Annotated in this window: 4 protein-coding genes; all 4 read left to right on the top strand. The window is 75.9% G+C overall.

The annotated features are described in order from the left end of the window. Positions 1–370: 370 nt before the first annotated feature. The 4 genes from OG982_RS30510 to OG982_RS30495 all read left to right on the top strand — a co-directional run bounded on the left by OG982_RS30510 (position 371) and on the right by OG982_RS30495 (position 23,561). On the top strand, positions 371–9,976 hold the full coding sequence (locus OG982_RS30510; protein WP_266950199.1) for a type I polyketide synthase: 9,606 nt from the start codon (positions 371–373) through the stop codon (positions 9,974–9,976). Beyond that, complete coding sequence (locus OG982_RS30505) at positions 9,889–10,203, top strand: acyltransferase domain-containing protein (RefSeq protein ID WP_266950197.1); 315 nt, start codon at positions 9,889–9,891, stop codon at positions 10,201–10,203. Before OG982_RS30510 ends, OG982_RS30505 begins: the two co-directional genes overlap by 88 nt. After that, a complete protein-coding gene (locus OG982_RS30500) occupies positions 10,203–13,127 on the top strand; it encodes an SDR family NAD(P)-dependent oxidoreductase (protein WP_266950196.1) in 2,925 nt (974 codons plus the stop codon). Before OG982_RS30505 ends, OG982_RS30500 begins: the two co-directional genes overlap by 1 nt. A 90-nt stretch (positions 13,128–13,217) precedes the next feature. Further along, positions 13,218–23,561 carry a type I polyketide synthase gene (locus tag OG982_RS30495; protein ID WP_266950194.1) on the top strand — a complete coding sequence of 3,448 codons (10,344 nt, stop codon included), beginning with the start codon at positions 13,218–13,220 and terminating at the stop codon, positions 23,559–23,561. Positions 23,562–23,584 lie beyond the last annotated feature (23 nt).

Genomic DNA, 23,584 nt, shown 5'->3' with positions numbered 1-23,584 from the left:
TCGAGTGGAGCCCGCTGGCCCTGCCGGCCGCCACCACCGTCGCCCCCGGCCAGTGGGCCCTGCTCGGCGCGGCCGGGGCCGCCCCCGCTTCACCGCCGTGCTGCCCACCGCCGCCGCGCACGGCGACCTCGCCGCCCTCGCCGCGGCCATCGAGGCCGGCGGCCCCGTACCGCAGGCCGTCGTCGTCCCCGTCCCCGCCGTGGACGCGCCCGCGCGGACCACCGTCGACGCCGCGCTGTCCGCCGCCGTCCGCGACGCGCTGCACCACGCCCTGGACCTCGCCCGGGCCTGGCTCGCCGACGCCCGCTTCGACGGCTCCCGGCTGGTGTTCGTCACCCACGGCGCCGTCGCCACCGCCGGCGCCTGCGACGTGGCCGACCTGGCGCACGCCCCGCTGTGGGGCCTGCTGCGCTCGGCCCAGTCCGAGCACCCCGACCGGTTCGTCCTGCTCGACCTGGACGACCGCGAGGAGTCCCTGCGCGCCCTGCCCGCAGCGCTCGCCACCGCCGAGCCGCAGCTCGCCCTGCGCGAGGGCCGCGCCGTCGTCCCCCGGCTCGGCCGCGTCCCCGCCCTGCCCGCCCCCGAGGGGCAGGAGGCCCGCCCGCTCGACGCGGACGGCACCGCCCTGGTCACCGGCGCCACCGGCACCCTCGGCGGGCTCGTCGCCCGCCACCTGGTCACCGAACACGGCGTCCGCCGCCTGCTGCTGACCAGCCGCCGCGGCGAGGCCGCCGCCGGAGCCGGCGAACTCCTCGAAGAACTCCGCGCCCTGGGCGCCGAGGCCACCCTCGCCGCCTGCGACGTCGCCGACCGCGAGGCCCTCGCCGCGCTGCTGGCCTCCGTACCGGCCGAACACCCGCTGACCGCCGTCGTCCACACCGCCGGCGTCCTCGACGACGGCATCCTCGAGGCGCTCACCCCCGAGCGGCTCGACCACGTCCTGCCCGCCAAGGTCGACGCGGCCGTCCACCTGCACGAACTGACCCGCGACGCCGACCTCGCCGCGTTCGTCCTGTTCTCCGCCGCCGCCGGCACCCTCGGCGCCGCCGGACAGGCCAACTACGCCGCCGCCAACACCTTCCTCGACGCCCTCGCCCACCGCCGCCGCGCCGAAGGCCTGCCCGCCACCGCGCTCGCCTGGGGCCTGTGGGCCGAACGCAGCGGCATGACCGGCGACCTCGCCGACACCGACCTGGAGCGGATCTCCCGCGCCGGAGTCGCCGCGCTGTCCTCCGCCGAGGGCCTCGCCCTCATGGACACCGCCCGCGCCACCGGCGAGGCCACCGCCGTCCCGATGCACCTCGACCTGGCCGCCCTGCGCCAGGCCGACGCGAGCATGGTGCCCCCGCTGCTGCGCGGCCTGGTCCGGCCCGCCGCGCGCCGGGCCGCCGCCGCCCAGGGCGCCGCGCCCGCCGACGGCCTCACCGAGCGGCTGCTGCCGCTGACCGCCGCCGAGCGCGACCGGCTGCTGCTGGCCACCGTCCGCGTCCAGGTCGCCGCCGTCCTCGGCTTCCCCGGCCCCGACGCAGTCGACCCCGGCCGGGCCTTCAAGGAACTCGGCTTCGACTCGCTCACGGCCGTCGAGCTGCGCAACCGCCTCGGCTCGGCCACCGGCGTCCGGCTGCCCGCCACTCTCGTCTTCGACTACCCCACCCCGAACGCGCTCGCCGCGTTCCTGCGCACCGAACTCCTCGGTGACCAGGCGGCCCAGGCCCCGGCCGCCACCACCGCCACCACCCGGGCCGTCGCCGACGAGCCCATCGCCATCGTCGCCATGAGCTGCCGCTACCCCGGCGGTGTCAACACCCCCGAGGAGCTGTGGCAGCTCGTCGCCGGCTCCGCCGACGCGATCTCCCCGTTCCCCACCGACCGCGGCTGGAACCTCGACGCGCTCTACGACTCCGACCCCGGCCGGGCCGGCACCTCGTACACCCGCGAGGGCGGCTTCCTGCACGACGCCGCCGACTTCGACCCGGACGTCTTCGGCATCAACCCGCGCGAGGCCCTCGCCATGGACCCGCACCAGCGGCTCCTGCTGGAGACCTCCTGGGAGGCCTTCGAACGCGCCGGGATCGACCCCGCCTCCGTCCGCGGCAGCCGCACCGGCGTCTTCGCCGGCGTCATGTACCACGACTACCTGACCCGGCTCCCGGCCGTCCCCGAGGGCCTGGAGGGCTACCTCGGCACCGGCACCGCCGGAAGCGTCGCCTCCGGCCGCATCTCCTACACCTTCGGCCTCGAAGGCCCCGCCGTCACCATCGACACGGCCTGCTCCTCCTCCCTCGTCGCCCTGCACTTGGCCGCGCAGGCCCTGCGCAGCGGAGAATGCGACATGGCGCTCGCCGGCGGCGTCACCGTCATGTCCACCCCGGACACCTTCATCGACTTCAGCCGCCAGCGCGGCCTGTCCACCGACGGCCGCTGCAAGTCCTTCTCCGCCGACGCCGACGGCACCGGCTGGGCCGAGGGCGCCGGCATGATCCTCGTCGAGCGGCTCTCCGACGCCCGCCGCAACGGCCACCCGGTCCTGGCCGTCGTCCGTGGCACCGCCGTGAACCAGGACGGCGCCTCCAACGGCCTCACCGCCCCCAACGGGCCCTCCCAGCAGCGCGTCATCCGCGAGGCCCTCGCGCACGCCGGACTGACCACCGCCGACGTCGACGCCGTCGAGGCCCACGGCACCGGCACCACCCTCGGCGACCCCATCGAGGCCCAGGCCCTGCTCGCCACCTACGGCCAGAACCGGCCCGAGGACCGGCCGCTGCGGCTGGGCTCCATCAAGTCCAACATCGGCCACACCCAGGCCGCCGCCGGCGCCGCGGGCATCATCAAGATGGTGCAGGCGATGCGCCACGGCGTCCTGCCCGCGTCGCTGCACATCGGCGAGCCGTCCCCGCACATCGACTGGAGCGCCGGCGCCGTCGAACTGCTGACGGAAGCCGCCGCCTGGCCCGAGACGGGCCGCCCCCGCCGCGCGGGCATCTCCTCCTTCGGCGTCAGCGGCACCAACGCGCACGTCATCATCGAACAGCCGCCCGCCCAGCAGGACACGGACCGCGACGGCGACCCGGCCGGCGCGGCCGCCGAGTCCGCCGCCCCGCTGCCGTTCCTCCTCTCCGGCCGGACCCCCGACGCGCTGCGCGCCCAGGCCGCCCGGCTCGCCGACCACCTCGCGCTGCACCCCGAGGCGGACCCGGCCGACGTGGCGTTCTCCCTGGCCACCACCCGTACCGCCCTGGACCGCAGGGCCGTCGTCGTCGCCGGCGACCGTGACGGACTCCTCACCGGACTCGCCGCCCTCGCCGAGGGCCGCGACAGCGCCCGGCTCGTGCGGCACGACGCCGCCGACGGCCGGCTCGCCGTCCTCTTCACCGGACAGGGCAGCCAGCGCCCCGGCATGGGCCGCGAACTGTACGCCGCCCACCCCGCCTTCGCCGCCGCCCTCGACGAGGTGTGCGCCGCCCTGGACCCGCACCTCGAACAGCCCCTCAAGGACATCCTGTTCGCCGAGGACGGCGACCTCCTGAACCGGACCGGCCACACCCAGCCCGCCCTGTTCGCGCTGGAGACCGCGCTCTACCGCCTCGTCGCGTCCTGGGGCGTGCACCCCGACTTCGTCGCCGGCCACTCCATAGGCGAGATCACCGCCGCGCACGTCGCGGGCGTCCTCTCGCTGCCCGACGCGGCCGCCCTCGTCGCCGCCCGCGGCCGCCTCATGGAAGCACTGCCCCAGGGCGGCGCCATGATCGCGCTGACCGCCACCGAGGACGAGGTCCGGCCGCTGCTCGCCGGCCACGAGGACCGGATCGGCATCGCCGCCGTCAACTCCGCCTCCGCCGTCGTCGTCTCAGGCGAGGAGACCCTCGCGCTGGAGATCGCCGCCGAGTTCGAGCGGCGCGGCCGCCGGACCAAGCGGCTCACCGTCAGCCACGCCTTCCACTCCCCGCTGATGGACGGCATGCTCGACGCCTTCCGCGACGTCGCCGCCTCCCTCACCTACCACGCGCCCGTCATCCCCGTCGTCACCCACCTCACCGGAGCCGTGGCGGGCGACGAACTGCGCACCCCCGAGCACTGGGTCTCCCACGTCCGCGAGGCCGTCCGCTTCCTCGACGGCATCCGCACCCTGGACGCCGAGCACGTCACCACGTACCTCGAACTCGGCCCGCAGGGCGTCCTGTCCGGCCTCGGACGCGACTGCCTCACCGACACCGACGACGCCACCGACGCCGTGTTCGTCCCCGCCCTGCGCCGCGACCGCGGCGAGGCCGAGGCGCTCACCGCCGCGATGGCCGCCGTCCACACCCGCGCCGTCCCCCTCGACTGGCCCGCGTACTTCGCCGCGACCGGCGCCCGCCGCGTCGACCTGCCCACGTACGCCTTCCAGCGCCGCCGGTTCTGGCTCGAAGCCCCCGCCGGATTCATCGGGGACGTCGAATCGGCGGGCCTGGGCGCCGCCCACCACCCGCTGCTCGGCGCCGCCGTCCCGCTCGCCGACGGCGAGGGCTTCCTGTTCACCGGCCGCCTCTCCCTCGACACCCACCCCTGGCTCGCCGACCACGCCGTCATGGGTACGGTCCTGCTGCCCGGCACCGCCTTCGTCGAACTCGCCGTCCGCGCAGGCGACCAGGCCGGCTGCGACGTCCTCGAGGAACTCACCCTCGAAGCCCCGCTGGTCCTCGCCCCGCACGCCGCGGTACGCCTCCAGATCGTGGTCAGCGCACCCGACCAGGACGGCCGACGGACCCTCGACCTGTACTCCGGCGACCCCGACGCCGCCGACGACGAGCCCTGGACCCGGCACGCCGCGGGCGTCCTCGCCACCGGCGCGCCGCGCCCCGCCTTCGACCTCACCGCCTGGCCCCCGCCCGGCGCCGAGGCCGTCACCGTCGACGGCCTGTACGAGCACCTCGGCCAGGGCGGCTTCGCCTACGGGCCCGTCTTCCAGGGCCTGCGCGCCGCCTGGACCCTCGGCGACGACGTCTACGCCGAGGTGGCCCTGCCCGACGACCGGCACACCGAGGCCACCCGCTTCGGCCTGCACCCGGCGCTCCTCGACGCCGCCCTGCACGCCACGTTCGTCTCCTCCGACGGCGACCGGCAGGCCGGACTGCCGTTCTCCTGGCGCGGGGTGTCCCTGCACGCCGTCGGGGCGTCCGCGCTGCGCGTCCGCCTCACCGCGGACGGCGCCGACTCCCTCTCCCTCCAGCTGGCCGACACGACCGGCGCGCCCGTCGCCACCGTCGACCACCTGATCGTCCGGCCCGTCTCCGCCGACCGGCTGGCCGGCGCCTCCCGCGCCGCCTACCACGAGTCGCTGTTCCGGATCGAGTGGGCCACCGTCCCGCTCCCGCCCGCCCCCGCCGGCGCCCCCGCGGCCCCCTGGGCCGTCATCGCCCCGGGCTCCGCCGCCGGCTCGGCCTCAGGCACTGACTCCGCCCCGGGCTCCGCCGCTGGCTCGGCCTCAGGCACTGACTCCGGCTCGGGCGCCGACTCCGGCTCTGCCGCTGCCGCTGCCGCCGACTCCGGTTCCGACTCCGGTTCCGGCTCCGGCACCGTCGCTGCCGCTGCCGCTGCCGCTGCCGCTGCCGGTGCCGCCGACTCCGGCTCCGGCACCGGCTCCGGAAGTGCCGCGCTGCCCGGGCCGGTCCACGCCGACCTCGTCGCCCTCGGCGCGGCCCTCGACGCCGGCGCCCCGGCTCCCGCCTACGTCCTCGCCCCCTGCCCGTCCGCCCCGGCGGGGGCGCTCACCCCGGACGCCGTCCGTGCCGCCACGCACCGGGCACTCGCCCTGGTCCAGGGCTGGCTCGGCGACGACCGGTTCGCCGCGTCCCGCCTGGTGTTCGTCACCCGCGGCGCCGTCGCCACCCCGGGCGACTGGGACCTCGCCGACCCGGTCCACGCCCCCGTCTGGGGCCTGGTCCGCTCCGCGCAGTCGGAGAACCCCGACCGCTTCGTCCTGGCCGACCTCGACGCCGCCACCCCCGCCGAAACACTGGCCGAAACACTGGCCGAGGCACTGGCCGCCGCCCTCGCCACCGGCGAACCGCAGCTCGCGATCCGCCGCGGCACCGTCCACGCGCCCCGCCTCGCCCGCGTCCCCGCGACCACGCCGCTGACCCCGCCCCCGGGCGAGTCCGCCTGGCGCATGGACATCCAGGACAAGGGCACCCTCGACCACCTCACCCTGGTCCCCAGCCCCGAGTCCGAGGCGCCCCTGGAGCCCGGCCAGGTCCGCGTCGCCGTCCGCGCCGCCGGCCTCAACTTCCGCGACGTGCTCAACGCCCTCGGCATGTACCCCGGCGACCCCGGCCTGATGGGCAGCGAAGGCGCCGGCACCGTCGTCGAGACCGGCCCCGGCGTCACCGACCTCGCCCCCGGCGACCGCGTCATGGGCATGCTGCCCGGCGCCTTCGGCCCGCTGGCCGTCGTCGACCGCCGCATGATCGCCCCGATGCCCGAGGGCTGGACCTTCGCCGAGGCCGCCGCCGTGCCGATCGTCTTCATGACGGCGTACTACGCACTCAACGACCTCGGCGGCCTGCGCGAGGGCGAAACCCTCCTCGTCCACGCCGCCGCCGGCGGCGTCGGCATGGCCGCCGTCCAGCTGGCCCGCCACTGGGGCGCCGACGTCTACGCCACCGCCAGCCCCGCCAAGTGGGACACCCTGCGCGGACTCGGCCTGACCGACGACCGGATCGCCTCCTCCCGCACCCTCGACTTCGAGGAGACCTTCCGCACCGCCACCGCCGGACGCGGCGTCGACGTCGTCCTCGACTCCCTCGCCCGCGAATTCGTCGACGCCTCCCTGCGGCTCCTGCCGCGCGGCGGACGCTTCGTCGAGATGGGCAAGACCGACGTCCGCGACCCCCGGGACGTCGCCGCCGCCCACCCCGGCGTCAGCTACCAGGCGTTCGACCTCACCGAGGCCGGCCTCGACCGCATCCAGGAGATGCTCACCGAGCTCCTCGCCCTCTTCCGGGCCGGCTCCCTGCGCCCCCTGCCCGTCTCCGCATGGGACCTGCGCCAGGCCCCCGAGGCCTTCCGCTACCTCAGCCAGGCACGCCACGTCGGCAAGATCGTGCTCACCGTGCCCGCCGACTGGAACCCTGACGGCACCGTCCTCATCACCGGCGGCACCGGCACCCTCGGCGCACTCGTCGCCCGGCACGCCGTCACCGTCAGGGGCGCCCGCCGCCTCGTCCTGACCAGCCGCCGCGGCGAGGCCGCCGCCGGCGCCGCCGAACTCGCCGCGGAGCTGCGCGCCCTCGGCGCCGACGTCACCGTCGCCGCCTGCGACGCCGCCGACCGCGAGGCCCTCGCCGCGCTGCTGGCCTCCGTACCGGCCGAACACCCGCTGACCGCCGTCGTCCACACCGCCGGCGTCCTCGACGACGGCATCGCCGAGGCCCTCACCCCGGAACGGATCGACCACGTCCTGCGGCCCAAGGCCGACGCCGCGCTCCACCTGCACGAGCTGACCCGCCACCACGACCTGGCCGACTTCGTCCTCTTCTCCTCCGCCGCCGGCACCTTCGGCGGCGCCGGCCAGGCCAACTACGCGGCCGCGAACGTCTTCCTCGACGCCCTCGCCCGCCACCGCCAGGCCCACGGCCTGCCCGGCACCTCCCTCGGCTGGGGCCTGTGGGCCGAGGCCAGCGGCATGACCGGCGAGCTCGACACCGCCGACAAGGACCGCATGACGCGCTCCGGCGTCCTCGGCCTCTCCTCCGAAGAGGGTCTCGCCCTCCTCGACACCGCCCACCACACCGGCGACGCCCACCTCGTCCCCATGCAGCTCGACCTCGCGCCGCTGCGCCAGGCCGACGCGAGCATGGTGCCCGCGCTGCTGCGCGGCCTCGTGCGCGCCCCCGCCCGCCGGGCCGCCCAGGCCACCGCGGCCGGGACCGGAACCCCGCTGGTGGAGCAGCTCGTACGCCTTCCCGAGAACGAGCGCGACGCGCTCCTGCTCGACCTCGTACGCGACCAGGTGGCCGCCGTCCTCGGCCACGCCACCCCCGACGCCGTCGAACCCGGCCGCGCCTTCAAGGACCTCGGCTTCGACTCGCTGACCGCCGTCGAGTTCCGCAACCGCCTCGGCGCCGCCGCCGGGGTCCGGCTGCCCGCCACCCTCGTCTTCGACTACCCCACCGCCTCCGCCCTCACGGGATTCCTCAAGGACGAACTCCTCGGCTCCGAGGCCGCTGCCGCCGCCCTCACGGTCCGGTCGGCCGCCGCCGAGGCCGACGACCCCATCGCCATCGTCGCCATGAGCTGCCGCTTCCCCGGCGGCGTCCGCAGCCCCGAGGACCTGTGGGAGCTGCTCGCCGAGGGCCGCGACGGCATCGCCCACCTCCCCGCGGACCGAGGCTGGGACACCGAGGCGCTCTACGACCCCGACCCGGACAACCCCGGCACCTCGTACGCCAGCGAAGGCGGCTTCTTCTACGACGCCCCCCACTTCGACCCGGCGTTCTTCGGGATCAACCCGCGCGAGGCCCTCGCCATGGACCCGCAGCAGCGGCTGCTGCTGGAGACCTCCTGGGAGGCCTTCGAGCGCGCCGGGATCGACCCGACGGGCCTGCGCGGCGGACAGGTCGGCGTGTTCGTCGGCCAGATGCACAACGACTACGTGTCCCGCCTGAACACCGTCCCCGAAGGCGTCGAGGGCTACCTCGGCACCGGCGGCTCCAGCAGCATCGCCTCCGGCCGCGTCTCCTACACCTTCGGCTTCGAGGGCCCGGCCGTCACCGTCGACACCGCGTGCTCCTCCTCGCTGGTCGCCCTGCACCTCGCGGCGCAGGCCCTGCGGGCCGGCGAGTGCTCCCTCGCCCTGGCGGGCGGCGTCACCATCATCACCACCCCCGACGTCGTCACGGAGTTCAGCCGCCAGCGCGGCCTCGCCGCCGACGGCCGCTGCAAGCCGTTCGCGGCCGCCGCCGACGGCACCGCGTGGGGCGAGGGCGTCGGCATGCTGCTCGTCGAGCGGCTCTCCGACGCCCGCCGCAACGGCCACCAGGTCCTCGCGGTCGTACGCGGCACCGCCGTCAACCAGGACGGCGCCTCCAACGGTCTGACCGCCCCGAACGGTCCGTCCCAGCAGCGCGTCATCCGCCAGGCCCTCGCCAACGCGGGCCTCGCCTCCGCCGACGTCGACGCCGTCGAGGCCCACGGCACCGGCACCCGGCTCGGCGACCCCATCGAGGCGCAGGCCCTGCTCGCCACCTACGGCCAGGACCGCCCCGCGGACCGGCCGCTGTGGCTGGGCTCCGTCAAGTCCAACTTCGGCCACACCCAGGCCGCGGCGGGCGTCGCCGGCATCATCAAGATGGTCCAGGCGATGCGCCACGGCGTCCTGCCGCAGACCCTGCACGTGGACGAGCCGTCCCCGCACGTGGACTGGTCGGCGGGCGCGGTCTCGCTGCTCACCGAACAGCGGGCTTGGCCCGAGACCGGCCGCCCGCGCCGCGCCGGCATCTCCTCCTTCGGCATGAGCGGTACGAACGCGCACGCCATCGTCGAACTCCCGGAGAGCCCCGCCACCCCGGCCGCCCCCGCCGTCCCGGTCGCACCGGCGGCGCTCCCGTGGCACCTGACCGCCCGCACCCCCGAGGCCCTGCGGGCCCAGGGCGAGCGGCTCCTGTCCCACCTGGAGGCACACCCGCAGACGGCGCCGGCCGACATCGGCCACTCGCTGGCGACCGGCCGGGCCGTGTTCGACCACCGCGCGACCGTGGTCGCCGCCGACCTCGACGGCTTCCGCACCGGCTCTGGCCGCCCTCGCCGAGCGGCCGCTCAGGCGGCGGGCCTGGTCCAGCGGTACTGCGGCCGACGGCGGGCGGAAAGCTCGCCCTCCTCTTCACGGGGCAGGGCAGCCAGCGGCTGGGCATGGGACGCGAGCTCTACGAGACCTACCCGGCCTTCGCGGCCGCGCTCGACGCGGTGTCCGAGCGGCTTGGCCTCGAACTGCCGCTGAAGGACGTCCTGTTCGGGTCCGACGCCACCGTGCTGGACCAGACCGCGTTCACCCAGCCCGCGCTGTTCGCGGTCGAGGTGGCGTTGTTCCGCCTCGTCGAGTCGTGGGGTGTGAAGCCGGACTTCCTGTCGGGTCACTCGATCGGTGAGATCGCCGCCGCGCACGTCGCCGGTGTGTTCTCGCTGGACGACGCCTGCGACGCTGGTCGTCGGCGCGCGGACGGCTGATGCAGGCCCTGCCCGCCGGCGGCGCCATGATCGCCGTCCAGGCCTCGGAGGACGAGGTCCTGCCGATGCTGACCGACCGCGTCAGCATCGCGGCCGTCAACGGCCCGCGCTCGGTGGTCATCGCCGGTGACGAAGACGCGGCGGCCGCGGTCGCCGAGTCGTTCGCCGACCGGAAGGCCAAGCGGCTGACCGTCAGCCACGCTTTCCACTCGCCCCACATGGACGGCATGCTCGACGCCTTCCGCCAGGTGGCGGAGGGGCTGGCGTACGCGAGCCCCCGGATCCCGGTCGTCTCCAACCTGACCGGCGCGCTGATCACCGACGAGATGGGCTCGGCCGACTTCTGGGTGCGGCACGTCCGCGAGGCCGTTCGCTTCCTCGACGGCATCCGCGCCCTGGAAGCCGCCGGCGTGACGACGTACGTCGAGATCGGCCCCGACGGTGTGCTGTCGGCCCTGGCTCAGGACTGCATTGAGCACGACGCCGTCTTCGTACCCGCGCTCCGCAAGGGCCGCCCCGAGGCCGAGGCCGTCACCACGGCCCTCGCCCGGGCCCATGCCCACGGCGTCACCGTCGACTGGACGGCGTACTTCACCGGAACCGGCGCCCAGCGGGTCGACCTGCCCACCTACCCCTTCCAGCGCCAGCGCTACTGGCTGGAGGAGGCTCCGCGCCCGGCGGTGGTCGACTCCGGTGCGGGCTCGACCGGCGGTGCGGTGGACGCGGCGTTCTGGGAGGCCGTCGACAACGCGGACCTCGCCGCCCTCGCCTCCACCCTCGAGATCGATGCCGACCAGCCGCTGAGCGCGCTGCTCCCGGCGCTGTCCGCCTGGCGGCGCCGGAGCGCGGAGCGGTCGGTCGTCGACGGCTGGCGCTACGGGGTCACCTGGAAGCCGCTCGGCCATCCAAACGGCACCGCCCGCCCCGCCGGCACCTGGCTGGTGGTCACCGCGGCGACCGGCGCCGAGCCCGAGCTCCCCGGGATCGCGGACGCCCTCCGGGCAGGAGGCGCGGACGTACGGGAGGTCGCGCTGGACGCGGCCACCACCGACCGCGCCGCCGTGGCCGACCGGCTGCGTACGGCCCTCGCCGGCAACCGCGCCGACGGGGTGCTGTCCCTGCTGGCGCTCGCCGAGGCCCCGCACCCGGCCCATCCGGCGGCGCCGGCCGGGCTGCTGCTGACCGGGACGCTCGTCCAGGCCCTCGGCGACGCCGAGGTCGACGCCCCGCTGTGGTGCGTGACCTCCGGGGCGGTCGCGACCGGCCCCTCCGACCGGGTACGGAGCGCGACGCAGGCGCAGGTCTGGGGCTTCGGCCGGGTCGTCGCCCTGGAACACCCCGAACGCTGGGGTGGTCTGGTGGACCTGCCCGGCAGCGTGGACGCCCGGGCGCTCGACCGGCTGCTCGACGTACTCGCCGGCGGGAATGACGGGTACGAGGACCAGCTCGCCGTACGGTCCGCCGGTCTCCTCGCCCGCCGCATCGGGCACGCCGCCCCGGCGGCCGTCGCGAGCGGCGACGGAGCGGCGGAGCGCGCCCCCTGGCGGCCCCGCGGCACCGTCCTGGTCACCGGCGGCACGGGCGCACTCGGCGGTCACGTGGCCCGCTGGCTCGCCGCTCACGGTGCCGAGCACCTGGTGCTGGCCGGCCGGCGCGGGCCGCGGGCACCCGGGGTCGAGGCGCTGGTCGCGGAGGTCTCCGCGCTCGGTGCGCGGGCCACGGTCGTCGCGTGCGACGTGGCCGACCGGGAGTCCGTCGGCGAGCTGCTCGCCGCCCTGCGCGACGACACCTCCGGCCCCGGCCTGACCGCGGTCTTCCACACGGCGGGCGTCGGCCAGTTCGCGCCGCTCGCCGAGACCGGTGCGGGCGATGTCGCCGCCGTCCTCTCCGCGAAGGTCGCGGGCGCCGAACACCTCGACGAGCTGCTCGGGGACACGGAGCTCGACGCGTTCGTGCTCTTCTCCTCCATCGCCGGTGTCTGGGGCAGCGGAGGCCAGGGCGCCTACGCGGCCGCCAACGCCCACCTCGACGCCCTGGCGCAGCGGCGCCGGGACCGCGGGCTGACGGCCACCGCCGTGGCCTGGGGTCCGTGGGGCGAGGGCGGGCTGGTCGCCGACGACGAGGCGGCCCAGCAGCTGCGCCGCCGAGGCCTGCCGGTGATGGCCCCCGAGCTGTCGATCGCCGCCCTCCAGCAGGCGCTGGACGCGGACGACACGACCGTGACCGTCGCCGACGTCGACTGGGAGCTGTTCGTCCCGGCCTTCACGGCGGCCCGGCCGCGCCCGCTCATCGCCGACCTCCCCGAGGTACGCCGCGCAGTCGCCGCGGAGCAGCACGGCTCCGGCTCCGGCACCGGCACCGGCACCGGTGGCGACGGAGATGCCGGCGAAGCGGCCCGGCTGGTGGCCGAGTTGCGCGGCACGGGCGCAGACGAGGCCGAACGGATCCTGCTCGGCCTGGTCCGTAGGCACGTCGCCGCGGTCCTCGGGCACGACGGGGCAGGCTCGGTCGAGGCGGGCCGCGCGTTCAAGGAGCTCGGCTTCGACTCGCTCACCGCGGTCGAACTGCGCACCCGCCTCGGCTCGGCCACCGGGCTGCGGCTGCCCGCCGGCCTCGTCTTCGACCACCCGACGCCCGCCGCCCTGGCCGCGCACCTGCGCGCCGAACTCCTCGGCGAGGACACGGCGCCCGCGCTCCCGGCGCTCGCGGAGATCGACAAGCTGGAGTTCCTCCTGACGTCGGTCCCCGAGGACGACGCCGCCGAACGCGCCCGCGTGACGGCACGCCTCGAAGCGCTCCTGGCGAACTGGAACGGAACGGACCGGGCTGCCGCCCACGCCCTGGAGGACGAGGAGAACGCCATCGAATCGGCGTCCGCCGAGGACCTCTTCGACATCATCAACAACGAATTCGGAAAAGCCTGAACCTGATGCCCGATCCGATGCCCGATCGGCGTTTCCAGCCGATTCCGAATCCCGTATGCATTCCCCATTTCTCCAGGAGGTGACGTTCCAGTGGCCGGCGCGAACGAAGAAAAGCTTCTCGAAAACCTGAAGTGGATGACCACGGAGCTGCGGCGGGCCCGCCGCCGTCTCCAGGAGGTCGAGCAGGACGCCCACGAGCCCATCGCCATCGTCGCGATGAGCTGCCGTTTCCCCGACGGGGTACGGTCCCCCGAGGACCTGTGGCGACTGGTCTCCCAGGGCGGTGACGCCATCACCGGATTCCCCGGGGACCGCGGCTGGGACATCGCCTCCCTCGCCGATCCCGACCCCGACCGCAAAGGCACCTTCTACAACACGGGCGGCGGATTCCTCACCGACGCCACCGTGTTCGACCCCGGATTCTTCGGCATATCGCCGCGCGAGGCCCTCGCCATGGACCCGCAGCAGCGCCAGATCCTGGAAACCTCGTGGGAGGTGTTCGAGCGGGCCGGGATCGATCCGGCCTCCGTGCGCGGCAGCCGTACCGGCGTGTACATCGGCGCGGGCGCCATGGGGTACGGGGCCGACCTGAGGGAGGTTCCGGAAGGGCTCGAAGGGCTGCTGCTGACGGGTGGCGCGACGAGCGTGCTGTCGGGCCGGGTCAGCTACGTCCTCGGCCTGGAGGGCCCCGCCGCGACCATCGACACGGCGTGCTCCTCCTCCCTGGTGGCCCTGCACCTGGCCGGCCAGGCCCTGCGCCAGCGCGAGTGCTCGCTCGCCCTGGTCGGAGGCGTCTGCGTGATGCCCACCCCCGACGTGTTCGTCGAGTTCAGCCGCCAGCGCGGCCTCGCCGCCGACGGGCGCTGCAAGTCCTTCGCCGCGTCCGCCGACGGCACCGGCTGGTCCGAGGGCGTCGGCGTCCTCCTGGTGGAACGTCTCTCCGACGCCCGCCGCAACGGGCACCCCGTGCTCGCCGTGGTGCGGGGCTCCGCCGTCAACCAGGACGGCGCCAGCAACGGCCTGACCGCCCCCAACGGCCCGTCCCAGCAGCGCGTCATCCGCCAGGCCCTGGAGAACGCCCGGCTCTCGGCCGCCGAGGTCGACGCCGTCGAGGCCCACGGCACGGGCACCCGGCTCGGGGACCCCATCGAGGCGCAGGCACTGCTGGCCACGTACGGGCAGGACCGCCCCGAGGGCCGGCCGCTCCGCCTCGGCTCCCTGAAGTCCAACATCGGCCACACCCAGGCCGCCGCCGGTGTCGCCGGCATCATCAAGACGGTCATGGCGATCCGCCACGGGGTGCTGCCGCAGACCCTGCACGTCGACGAGCCGACCCCCGACGTCGACTGGTCGGGCGGAGCGGTGTCGCTGCTGACCGAGCCCATGGCGTGGCCCGAGACCGGGGCCCCGCGCCGCGCGGCCGTCTCCGCCTTCGGCGTGAGCGGCACCAACGCGCACACCATCATCGAGCAGGCCCCGCCCGAGGAGGCCCCGGAAGGTGCGGGCCCGGAGAGCGGGCCGGCCGCCCAGGCTCCCGCCCGGCCCGCCGTGCTCCCCTGGACGCTCTCGGGCCGGAGCGCCGCCGCACTGCGCGCCCAGGCCGCCCGGCTGATCGCCGCCCGCGCCGCCCAGGAGGGCGCCGCCGCGTCGGCCCTCGACCTCGGCTACTCCCTCGCCACCACGCGCGGCGCCCTGGAACACCGCGCCGTGCTTCTCGGCCGCACGGACGACGACCTCGCCACCGCCCTGGCCGCGCTCGCCGCCGGCCAGGAGGCCGCGGGCCTGGTCACGGACAGCGTGGCCGAGGGCCGGAGCGCGTTCCTGTTCACGGGGCAGGGCAGTCAGCGGCTCGGGATGGGCCGTGAACTGTACGAGACGTACCCGGTGTTCGCGGACGCCCTCGACGCGGTGTGCGGGAAGCTGGAACTGCCCCTGAAGGACGTCCTGTTCGGGGGCGACGCGGACCTGCTCGACCGTACGGAGTACACCCAGCCCGCGCTGTTCGCCGTCGAGGTGGCGCTGTTCCGGCTCCTCGAATCGTGGGGTCTGCGGCCGGACCTCGTGTCCGGCCACTCCATCGGCGAGATCGCCGCCGCGCACGTCGCCGGGGTGTTCTCGCTGGAGGACGCGTGCACGCTGGTCGCGGCCCGCGGTCGCCTGATGCAGGCCCTGCCCGCCGGCGGCGCCATGATCGCCGTCCAGGCCTCGGAGGAGGAGGTCCTGCCGCTGCTGACCGAGCGGGTGAGCATCGCCGCCGTCAACGGCCCGCGTGCCGTGGTCGTCGCCGGAGACGAGGAGGCCGCGGCCGCCGTCGCCGGGCGGTTCGAGGCCCAGGGCCGCAAGACCAAGCGGCTCACCGTCAGCCACGCCTTCCACTCGCCCCACATGGACGGCATGCTCGACGCCTTCCGCACGGTGGCGCGGGGCCTCACGTACGAGGCCCCGAGCATCCCCGTCGTGTCCAACCTGACCGGTGCCCTGGTCACCGACGAGATGGCCTCGGCCGACTTCTGGGTCCGGCACGTCCGCGAGGCGGTCCGCTTCCTCGACGGCGTCCGCGCCCTGGAGGCCGCCGGAGTCACGACGTACGTCGAACTCGGCCCCGAAGGCGTGCTGTCCGCGCTCGCCCAGGACTGCGTCACCGCCGACGACGCGGCCTTCCTCCCCGCGCTGCGCAGCGGCCGGCCCGAGCCCGAGACGGCCCTCGCCGCGCTCGCCCGCGCCCACGCCCACGGCGCCCGCGTCGACTGGTCGGTGTACTTCGCCGGCACCGGCGCCCAGCGCGTCGACCTGCCCACCTACGCCTTCCAGCACGAGCGCTACTGGCTGGAGCCCGGCGCCGCCCCGGCCGGCGACGTCAGCGTGGCCGGACTCGACCCGGCCTCGCACCCGCTGCTCGGCGCGGCCGTCACCCTGGCCGGCTCCGACCAGGTGCTGTGCACCGGCCGCCTCTCGCTGCGCACCCAGCCCTGGCTCGCCGACCACACCGTGGCCGGTACGGTCGTGCTGCCGGGTGCCGCGTTCGTCGAACTCGCCGTCCGCGCGGGTGACCAGGCCGGCTGCGGGCACGTCGAGGAACTGGTGCTCGACGCGGCGCTCGCACTGCCCGCCGACGGCGGCGTCCGCGTCCAGGTGCTCGTCGAGAACCCGGACGAGCAGGGCCACCGCACCTTCACCGTGTCCGGCCGGCCCGAGGACGACGCCACCGGCGACACCGGGTGGACGCGCCACGCCCACGGCGTCCTCGCGCCCGCCGCACGGGCCACGGCCTTCGACCTGGCCCAGTGGCCGCCCACCGGGGCGGAAGCCCTCGACACCGACCGGCTCCACGACACCGACCGGCTCCACGCCACCGTCGACGCGGCCTGGCAGCACGACGGCGCGTACTACGCCCAGGTGCGCCTGCCCGCAGACGGCCCGCAGGAGCGCCCGCAGACGGCCGACTTCGGCCTGCACCCGGCGCTGCTGGACGCCGCCGCGCACGCCGCGCTCGCCCTGGCACTCCCGTACGCCGACCGCCCGGGCACGGGCGTCGGGCCGGGCAGCGTCTGGTCGGACGTGACCCTGCACGCGCAGGGCGCCGACGCCCTGCGCGTCCGCATCCGGCCCGCCGCCGACGGCGCGTTCGCCCTGGACCTCGCCGACGACCTCGGCGACCCGGTGGCGACCGTCGGCCGACTGGCCGCGCGGCCGTTCACGGCCGGGACCACCGCGACCACGGGTGCCCCGCACCCGGTGCCGGCCGTCCTGCGCGAGGCGCTGTTCCAACTCGACTGGGCGCCGCTGCCGGTCCGGCCGGATGCCGGCGCGGCCGAGCCCGCCGGCGGCTGGGCCGTCCTCGGCTCGACCGGCTTCGGCCACGCCACCCGCCACGCCGACCTGGCGGAGCTGGGCGCGGCGGTCGACGCGGGCCTGCCCGTACCGGCCTACGTCCTGGCCCCCTTCCCCCGCCAGGACGCCGCGCTCGCGGAGGAAACCCTGCGCGAGGCCGCGCACCGGGCGCTCGCCCTCGTGCGCGCCTGGTCGGCCGACACCCGGTTCGAGGCGTCCCGCCTGGTCGTCGTGACCAGCGGCGCGGTCGCCGGTCCCGGCGAAGGCGGCGAGGACCTCCCGCACGCCGCCGTCCGGGGTCTGCTGCGCTCGGCGGAGACCGAGAACCCCGGCCGCTTCCTCCTCGCCGACGTCCACGACCTCGCCGGCCTCACCGACCCGGCCGTCGACCCGGCCGAGACCGCCCTCCTCGCCGCGGCCCTCGCCTCCGGCGAGCCGGAGCTGCTGCTGCGCGACGGCGCCGTCCACGTGCCGCGGCTGCGGCGCACCCCGCCCGCCACCGCGCCGACGGCCGACGCCGTCGTCATCGACCCGGACGGCACCGCCCTGATCACCGGCGGCTCCGGCACGCTCGCCGGGATCGTCGCCCGCCACCTCGTCACCGCCCACGGCGTACGCCACCTGCTGCTGCTCAGCCGTCGTGGCGCCGACGCGCCCGGCGCCGCCGCACGCACCGCGGAGCTGGCCGAGCTGGGCGCCGAGGTCACCTGGGCGGCGTGCGACGCCGCCGACCGTGACGCCCTGGCCGCGGTCCTGGCCGGCGTACCCGCCGCGCACCCCCTCACCACCGTGGTCCACACCGCGGGCGTCCTCGACGACGGCGTGCTCGCATCCCTCACTCCCGAGCGCCTGGACACCGTCCTGCGGCCGAAGGCCGTAGCCGCCCTCCACCTGCACGAACTCACCCGCGACCTGCCGGTCACGGCGTTCGTCCTCTACTCCGCCATCGCCGGCACCCTCGGCAGCGCGGGCCAGGCCAACTACGCCTGCGCCAACGTATTCCTGGACGCCCTCGCCCAGCACCGCCACCACCAGGGCCTGCCGGCCACCGCGCTCGCCTGGGGCCTGTGGGCCGACGCCAGCGGCATGACCGCCGGCCTCGACGAGGCCCAGCTGCGACGCATGGAGCAGCACGGCATGGGCGCCCTGTCCGCCGCCGACGGCATGGCCCTGCTGGACGCGGCGCTGACCTCGGGCCGGCCCGTCCTCGTCCCCGCCCGCCTCAACCCCGCCGCACTGCGCGATGCTGCCGCACCCGGCCCCGTCGCCCCCGTGTTCCGGGAACTCCTCGGCCCGGCGGGACGCCGGACCGCGAGCACCCGTACCGACGCGGGCACCCCGCTCGCCGAGCGGCTGAGCGGACTCACCCGCCCCGAACAGGACCGGGCCCTGCTGGACCTCGTACGCACGCAGGTCGCCTCCGTACTCGGCCACGCCTCGGCCGAACGGGTCGAACCCGCCAAGGCGTTCAAGGACCTCGGCTTCGACTCGCTGACCGCCGTAGAACTGCGCAACCGCCTCGGCGCGGCCACCGGGCTGCGCCTGGCCAGCACGCTCGTCTTCGACCACCCCACGCCCACCGCGCTCGCCCGGCAGCTGCGCACCGAACTCCTCGGCAACGCCGACGAAGCCGGCGCGGACGAGACCGGCGCGCACGCCGCACCGGGCGCTGCCGTGACCCTTGCCGACGACCCCATCGCGATCATCGCCATGAGCTGCCGCTACCCCGGCGGCGTCCGCAGTCCCGAAGAGCTGTGGCGGCTCGTCGAGACCGGCGGCGACGCGATCGCCGGACTCCCCGGCAACCGGGGCTGGGACACCGCCGAGCTGTACGCCGGACAGGACGGCCGCACCTTCGCGGGCGGATTCGTCCACGACGCCGACTCCTTCGACGCCGACTTCTTCGGCATCTCGCCGCGCGAGGCCCTCGCCATGGACCCGCAGCAGCGACTGCTCCTCGAAACCTCCTGGGAGGCGGTCGAGCGGGCCGGCATCGACCCGTCGTCGTTGCGCGGGACCCGGGCCGGCGTGTTCGTCGGCGCCTCGTACGGTGGCTACGACGCCCAGCTGGAGCGCTCTGAAGACCCGGACGGCGTCCTCGGCCACGTGATGACCGGCAACGCGGGCAGCGTCATGTCCGGCCGCGTCTCGTACGCCCTGGGCCTGGAGGGCCCGGCCGTCACCGTCGACACGGCCTGCTCGTCGTCGCTTGTCGCCCTGCACTGGGCCGTCCAGGCACTGCGGGGCGGCGAATGCACCCTCGCGCTCGCGGGCGGCGTGACGGTGATGTCGACGCCCGGGACGTTCAGCGAGTTCAGCCACCAGGGCGGTCTCGCCCCCGACGGCCGCTGCAAGGCGTTCGCGGCGGCGGCCGACGGCACGGGCTGGGGTGAGGGTGTCGGCATGCTGCTCGTCGAGCGGCTCTCGGACGCCCGGCGCAACGGGCACCCGGTACTCGCGGTGGTACGGGGTTCGGCGATCAACCAGGACGGTGCCAGCAACGGACTCACCGCCCCCAACGGCCCCTCTCAGCAGCGCGTCATCCGCGCCGCCCTCGCGAGCGCGGGCCTGTCCGCCGCCGAGGTCGACGCGGTCGAGGCGCACGGCACGGGGACCCGGCTCGGCGACCCGATCGAGGCGCAGGCCCTGCTGGCGACCTACGGTCAGGACCGTCCGGCCGAACAGCCGCTGCTGCTGGGCTCCATCAAGTCCAACATCGGCCACACCCAGGCCGCCGCCGGTGTGGCGGGCGTCATCAAGATGGTGCAGGCCATGCGCCACGGGGTGCTCCCGCAGACCCTCCACGTCGACGAGCCCACCCCGCACGTCGACTGGTCGGCCGGTGACATCGCCCTGCTGACGGAGGCCACGACATGGCCCGAGACCCGTCGGCCGCGGCGCGCGGCGGTGTCCTCCTTCGGCATCAGCGGCACCAACGCCCACACGATCATCGAGCAGGCACCGGAGCCCACGGACCCGCCGGCGACGCCGACTTCGGCCGCCGGCCCGGTTCCGTACGCCCTGTCGGCCAAGAGCCCGCAGGCGCTCCGCGCCCAGGCGGCCCGGCTGCTCACCACTGCCGAGGACGCCGTCTCCGAGGACGGCTCCGGCCTCCTGGACCTGGCCTACTCCCTGGCCACCGGCCGCGCGGGCCTCGAACACCGGGCTGCGTTCGCCGCCGGCGACCGCGCGGGCCTGCTGCGCGCCCTCGCGGCCCTCGCGGCCGACGAGCAGACGCCGGGGCCGATCCGTGGGTCGGTCTCCGGTGGCGGCCTGGCGTTCCTGTTCACGGGACAGGGCAGCCAGCGGCTGGGGATGGGGCATGAGCTCTACGAGACCTACCCGGCGTTCGCGGCCGCGCTGGACGCGGTGTGCGCGCGGATGGACCTCGAACTGCCGCTGAAGGACGTCCTGTTCGGGGCGGACGCGGCTCTGCTGAACCGTACGGAGTACACCCAGCCCGCGCTGTTCGCGATCGAGGTGGCGCTGTTCCGGCTCCTCGAATCGTGGGGTCTGCGCCCGGACTTCCTGTCGGGCCACTCGATCGGTGAGATCGCCGCCGCGCACGTGGCGGGTGTGTTCTCGCTGGAGGACGCGTGTGCCCTGGTCGTGGCCCGTGGTCGTCTGATGCAGGCGCTCCCGTCCGGCGGGGTCATGATCGCGGTGCAGGCGTCGGAGGACGAGGTCCTGCCGCTGCTGACCGAGCGCGTGAGCATCGCGGCGGTCAACGGTCCCCGGTCGGTCGTCGTCGCGGGTGACGAGGAGGCGGCGGTCGCGATCGCCGAGGCCTTCCCGGACCGCAAGTCCAAGCGGCTGACCGTCAGCCACGCGTTCCACTCGCCGCACATGGACGGCATGCTCGCCGACTTCCGCAAGGTCGCCGAGGAACTGTCGTACGGCGCCCCGCGCATCCCGGTCGTCTCCAACCTGACCGGCTCGGTTGTCTCGGACGAGATGGCATCGGCCGAGTTCTGGGTCCGGCACGTCCGCGAGGCGGTCCGCTTCCTCGATGGCGTCCGCGCCCTGGAAGCCGCCGGAGCCACGACGTACCTCGAACTCGGTCCCGACGGCGTCCTCTCCGCCCTCGCCCAGGACTGCGTCGAGCAGGACGCCGCCTTCGTGCCGGTCCTGCGCGCCGCGCGCCCCGACGCCGAAGCCGAGACCGCCACCACGGCGCTCGCCCACGCGTACACCCGCGGCGTCCCCCTCGACTGGCGGGCGTACTTCTCCGCCACCGCGGCCGGCGCCCGGCGCGTCGACCTGCCCACTTACCCCTTCCAGTCCCGCCGCTACTGGCCCGAGCCCGCCACTACGCGCACCGGCACCGCTCAGGCCGGCTCCGCCGGCAGCGAGACCGACGCCCGGTTCTGGGACGTCGTGGAGCGGGCCGACCTGAGCGCGCTCGCCGACGAGTTCGCCCTCGACGGCGACCAGCCGCTCAGCGCCGCGCTGCCCGCCCTGTCCGCATGGCGGAGGGAGCAGCAGGCACAGGAGCGGGCCGACTCCCTCCTGTACCGCGTCGTCTGGCAGCCGTGGTCCGGCGAGGACCGGGGCACCCCCGCGATCGTCGGCGGCACCTGGCTCGTCGCCGTACCCGCCCCCCAGGCGGCGGACCCGTGGGTCCGCGCGCTGACCGACCGCATCAGCGGAGACGGGGCCCGGATCCTGCCGCTCCCGCTCGACGTCGCCGACGGCGACCCGGCGGTCCTGCGCGCACGCCTGGACGAGACGCTGCGCGACGCGGTGGCAGCGGCCGCCGACGGGCGACCGGTCACCGGCGTCCTGTCGCTCCTGGCACTGGACGAGCGGCCGCACCCCGAGCACCCGGCGGTCCCCGTCGGACTGGCCCTCACGGCCGCCCTCACCTCGGTGCTCACCGACCCGGACGGGCCGGCCGGCTGCGCCGACGCACCCCTGTGGTGCGTCACCCGCGACGCCGTCGCCGCCGCCCCGGGCGACGCGCTCGGCGGCGCCGCCCAGTCCCAGGTCTGGGGCCTGGGCCGGGTCGTCGCCCTGGAACACCCCGACCGCTGGGGCGGCCTGGTCGACCTGCCCGAGGCGTGCGACGAGCGCGCCCTGTCCCGGCTGTCGGCCGTACTCACCGGCGCGGGCGACGAGGACCAGCTCGCGATCCGGGCCGTGGGCCCGCTCGTACGACGCCTCGTCCACGCCCCGACGACCGGCGCGGGCACCGCACCCCGGTGGACCCCGGCCGGCACCGTGCTCATCACGGGCGGTACCGGCGCGCTCGGCCGCCACGTGGCGCGCCGTCTCGCCGAACGCGGCGCGCGGCGGCTCGTGCTCGTCAGCCGCGGCGGCGCCGACGCGCCCGGCGCCGGCGAGGTCCGCGCGGAACTGGAGGCGCTCGGCGCGGCCGTGACCGTGGCGGCCTGCGACGTCACCGACCGGGACGCGCTCGAAGCGCTCGTCGCGAGCCTGGCGGCCGACGGCACCCCCGTCCGCGCCGTCGTGCACGCCGCGGGTGTCTCCCAGCCGCCCGGCACGGGCACCGACCTGCCCGGCTTCGCCCGGGTCGTCACCGCCAAGACCGCCGGCGCCGTCCACCTCGACGCGCTGTTCGACGCCCCGGACTCTCTCGACGCGTTCGTCCTCTTCTCCTCCATCGCCGGTGTCTGGGGCAGCGGCGGCCAGGGGGCGTACGCCGCCGCCAACACCTTCCTCGACGCGCTCGCCGAGCGCCGCGCGGCCCGCGGGCTCGCCGCCACGGCGATCGCCTGGGGGCCGTGGGCCGAAGCCGGCATGGCCACCGAAGGCGACGCGGAGGAGCAGCTCAGCCGCCGCGGACTGCCGCCCGTGGACCCGAAGACGAACCTGCTCGCCCTGGAACGCGCCCTCGCCGGCCGGGACGCCGCGGTGACCGTGGCCTCCGTCGACTGGGAGCGGTTCGCCCCGGTGTTCGCCGCCGCACGGCCCCGGCCGCTCGTCGGCGACCTGCCCGAGGTACGCGGCGCCCTGCGCGAGGAGGCACCCGCAGCGGCCACCTCCGCGACCGCCGACCCGTCCGCGTCCGTACTCGGCAAGCTGACCGAACTGTCCGGGGACGACCGGGACACGGCCCTCCTCGACCTCGTGCGCGAGCACGCGGCGGCAGCGCTCGGCCACCCCTCCGCGGACGCCGTCGCAGCCGACCGGGCCTTCAAGGACCTGGGCTTCGACTCCCTCACGGCGGTCGAACTGCGCAACCGCCTGGGCGCCGCGTGCGGCCTGCGGCTGCCGTCCAGCCTCGTCTTCGACTACCCCAACCCCGAGGCCCTCACCCGCCACCTGCTGCGCACCCTCTTCCCCGAGGGAAGCGGCGCAACGGCCGGCGCGGACCTCGACACCGACCCGCAGGACGTGGAGCTGCGCCGGACCCTGGCCACCATTCCCATGGGCCGGATCCGCGAAGCGGGACTCCTCGACACCCTCCTGCGGCTCGCCGGACCCGACACCCCCGCCGAGGACCCCGGTGCGGGCGCCTCCGAGACGGCCGGGTCCATCGACACGATGGACCTCCAGGACCTCCTCGACCTCGCCCTCGACGGCGGTGGCGGCCTCGACGAGGACACCTCCGGCAACACCACCAGCAACAGCAACTTCTGACGTGCCCGAAGTGCGGAGTAAGT

Source organism: Streptomyces sp. NBC_01551 (genome assembly GCF_026339935.1).
Taxonomy (GTDB): Bacteria; Actinomycetota; Actinomycetes; order Streptomycetales; family Streptomycetaceae; genus Streptomyces.
The sequence above is the reverse complement of the archived record's forward strand: the minus strand, read 5'-3'. Positions and strand labels throughout refer to the sequence as shown.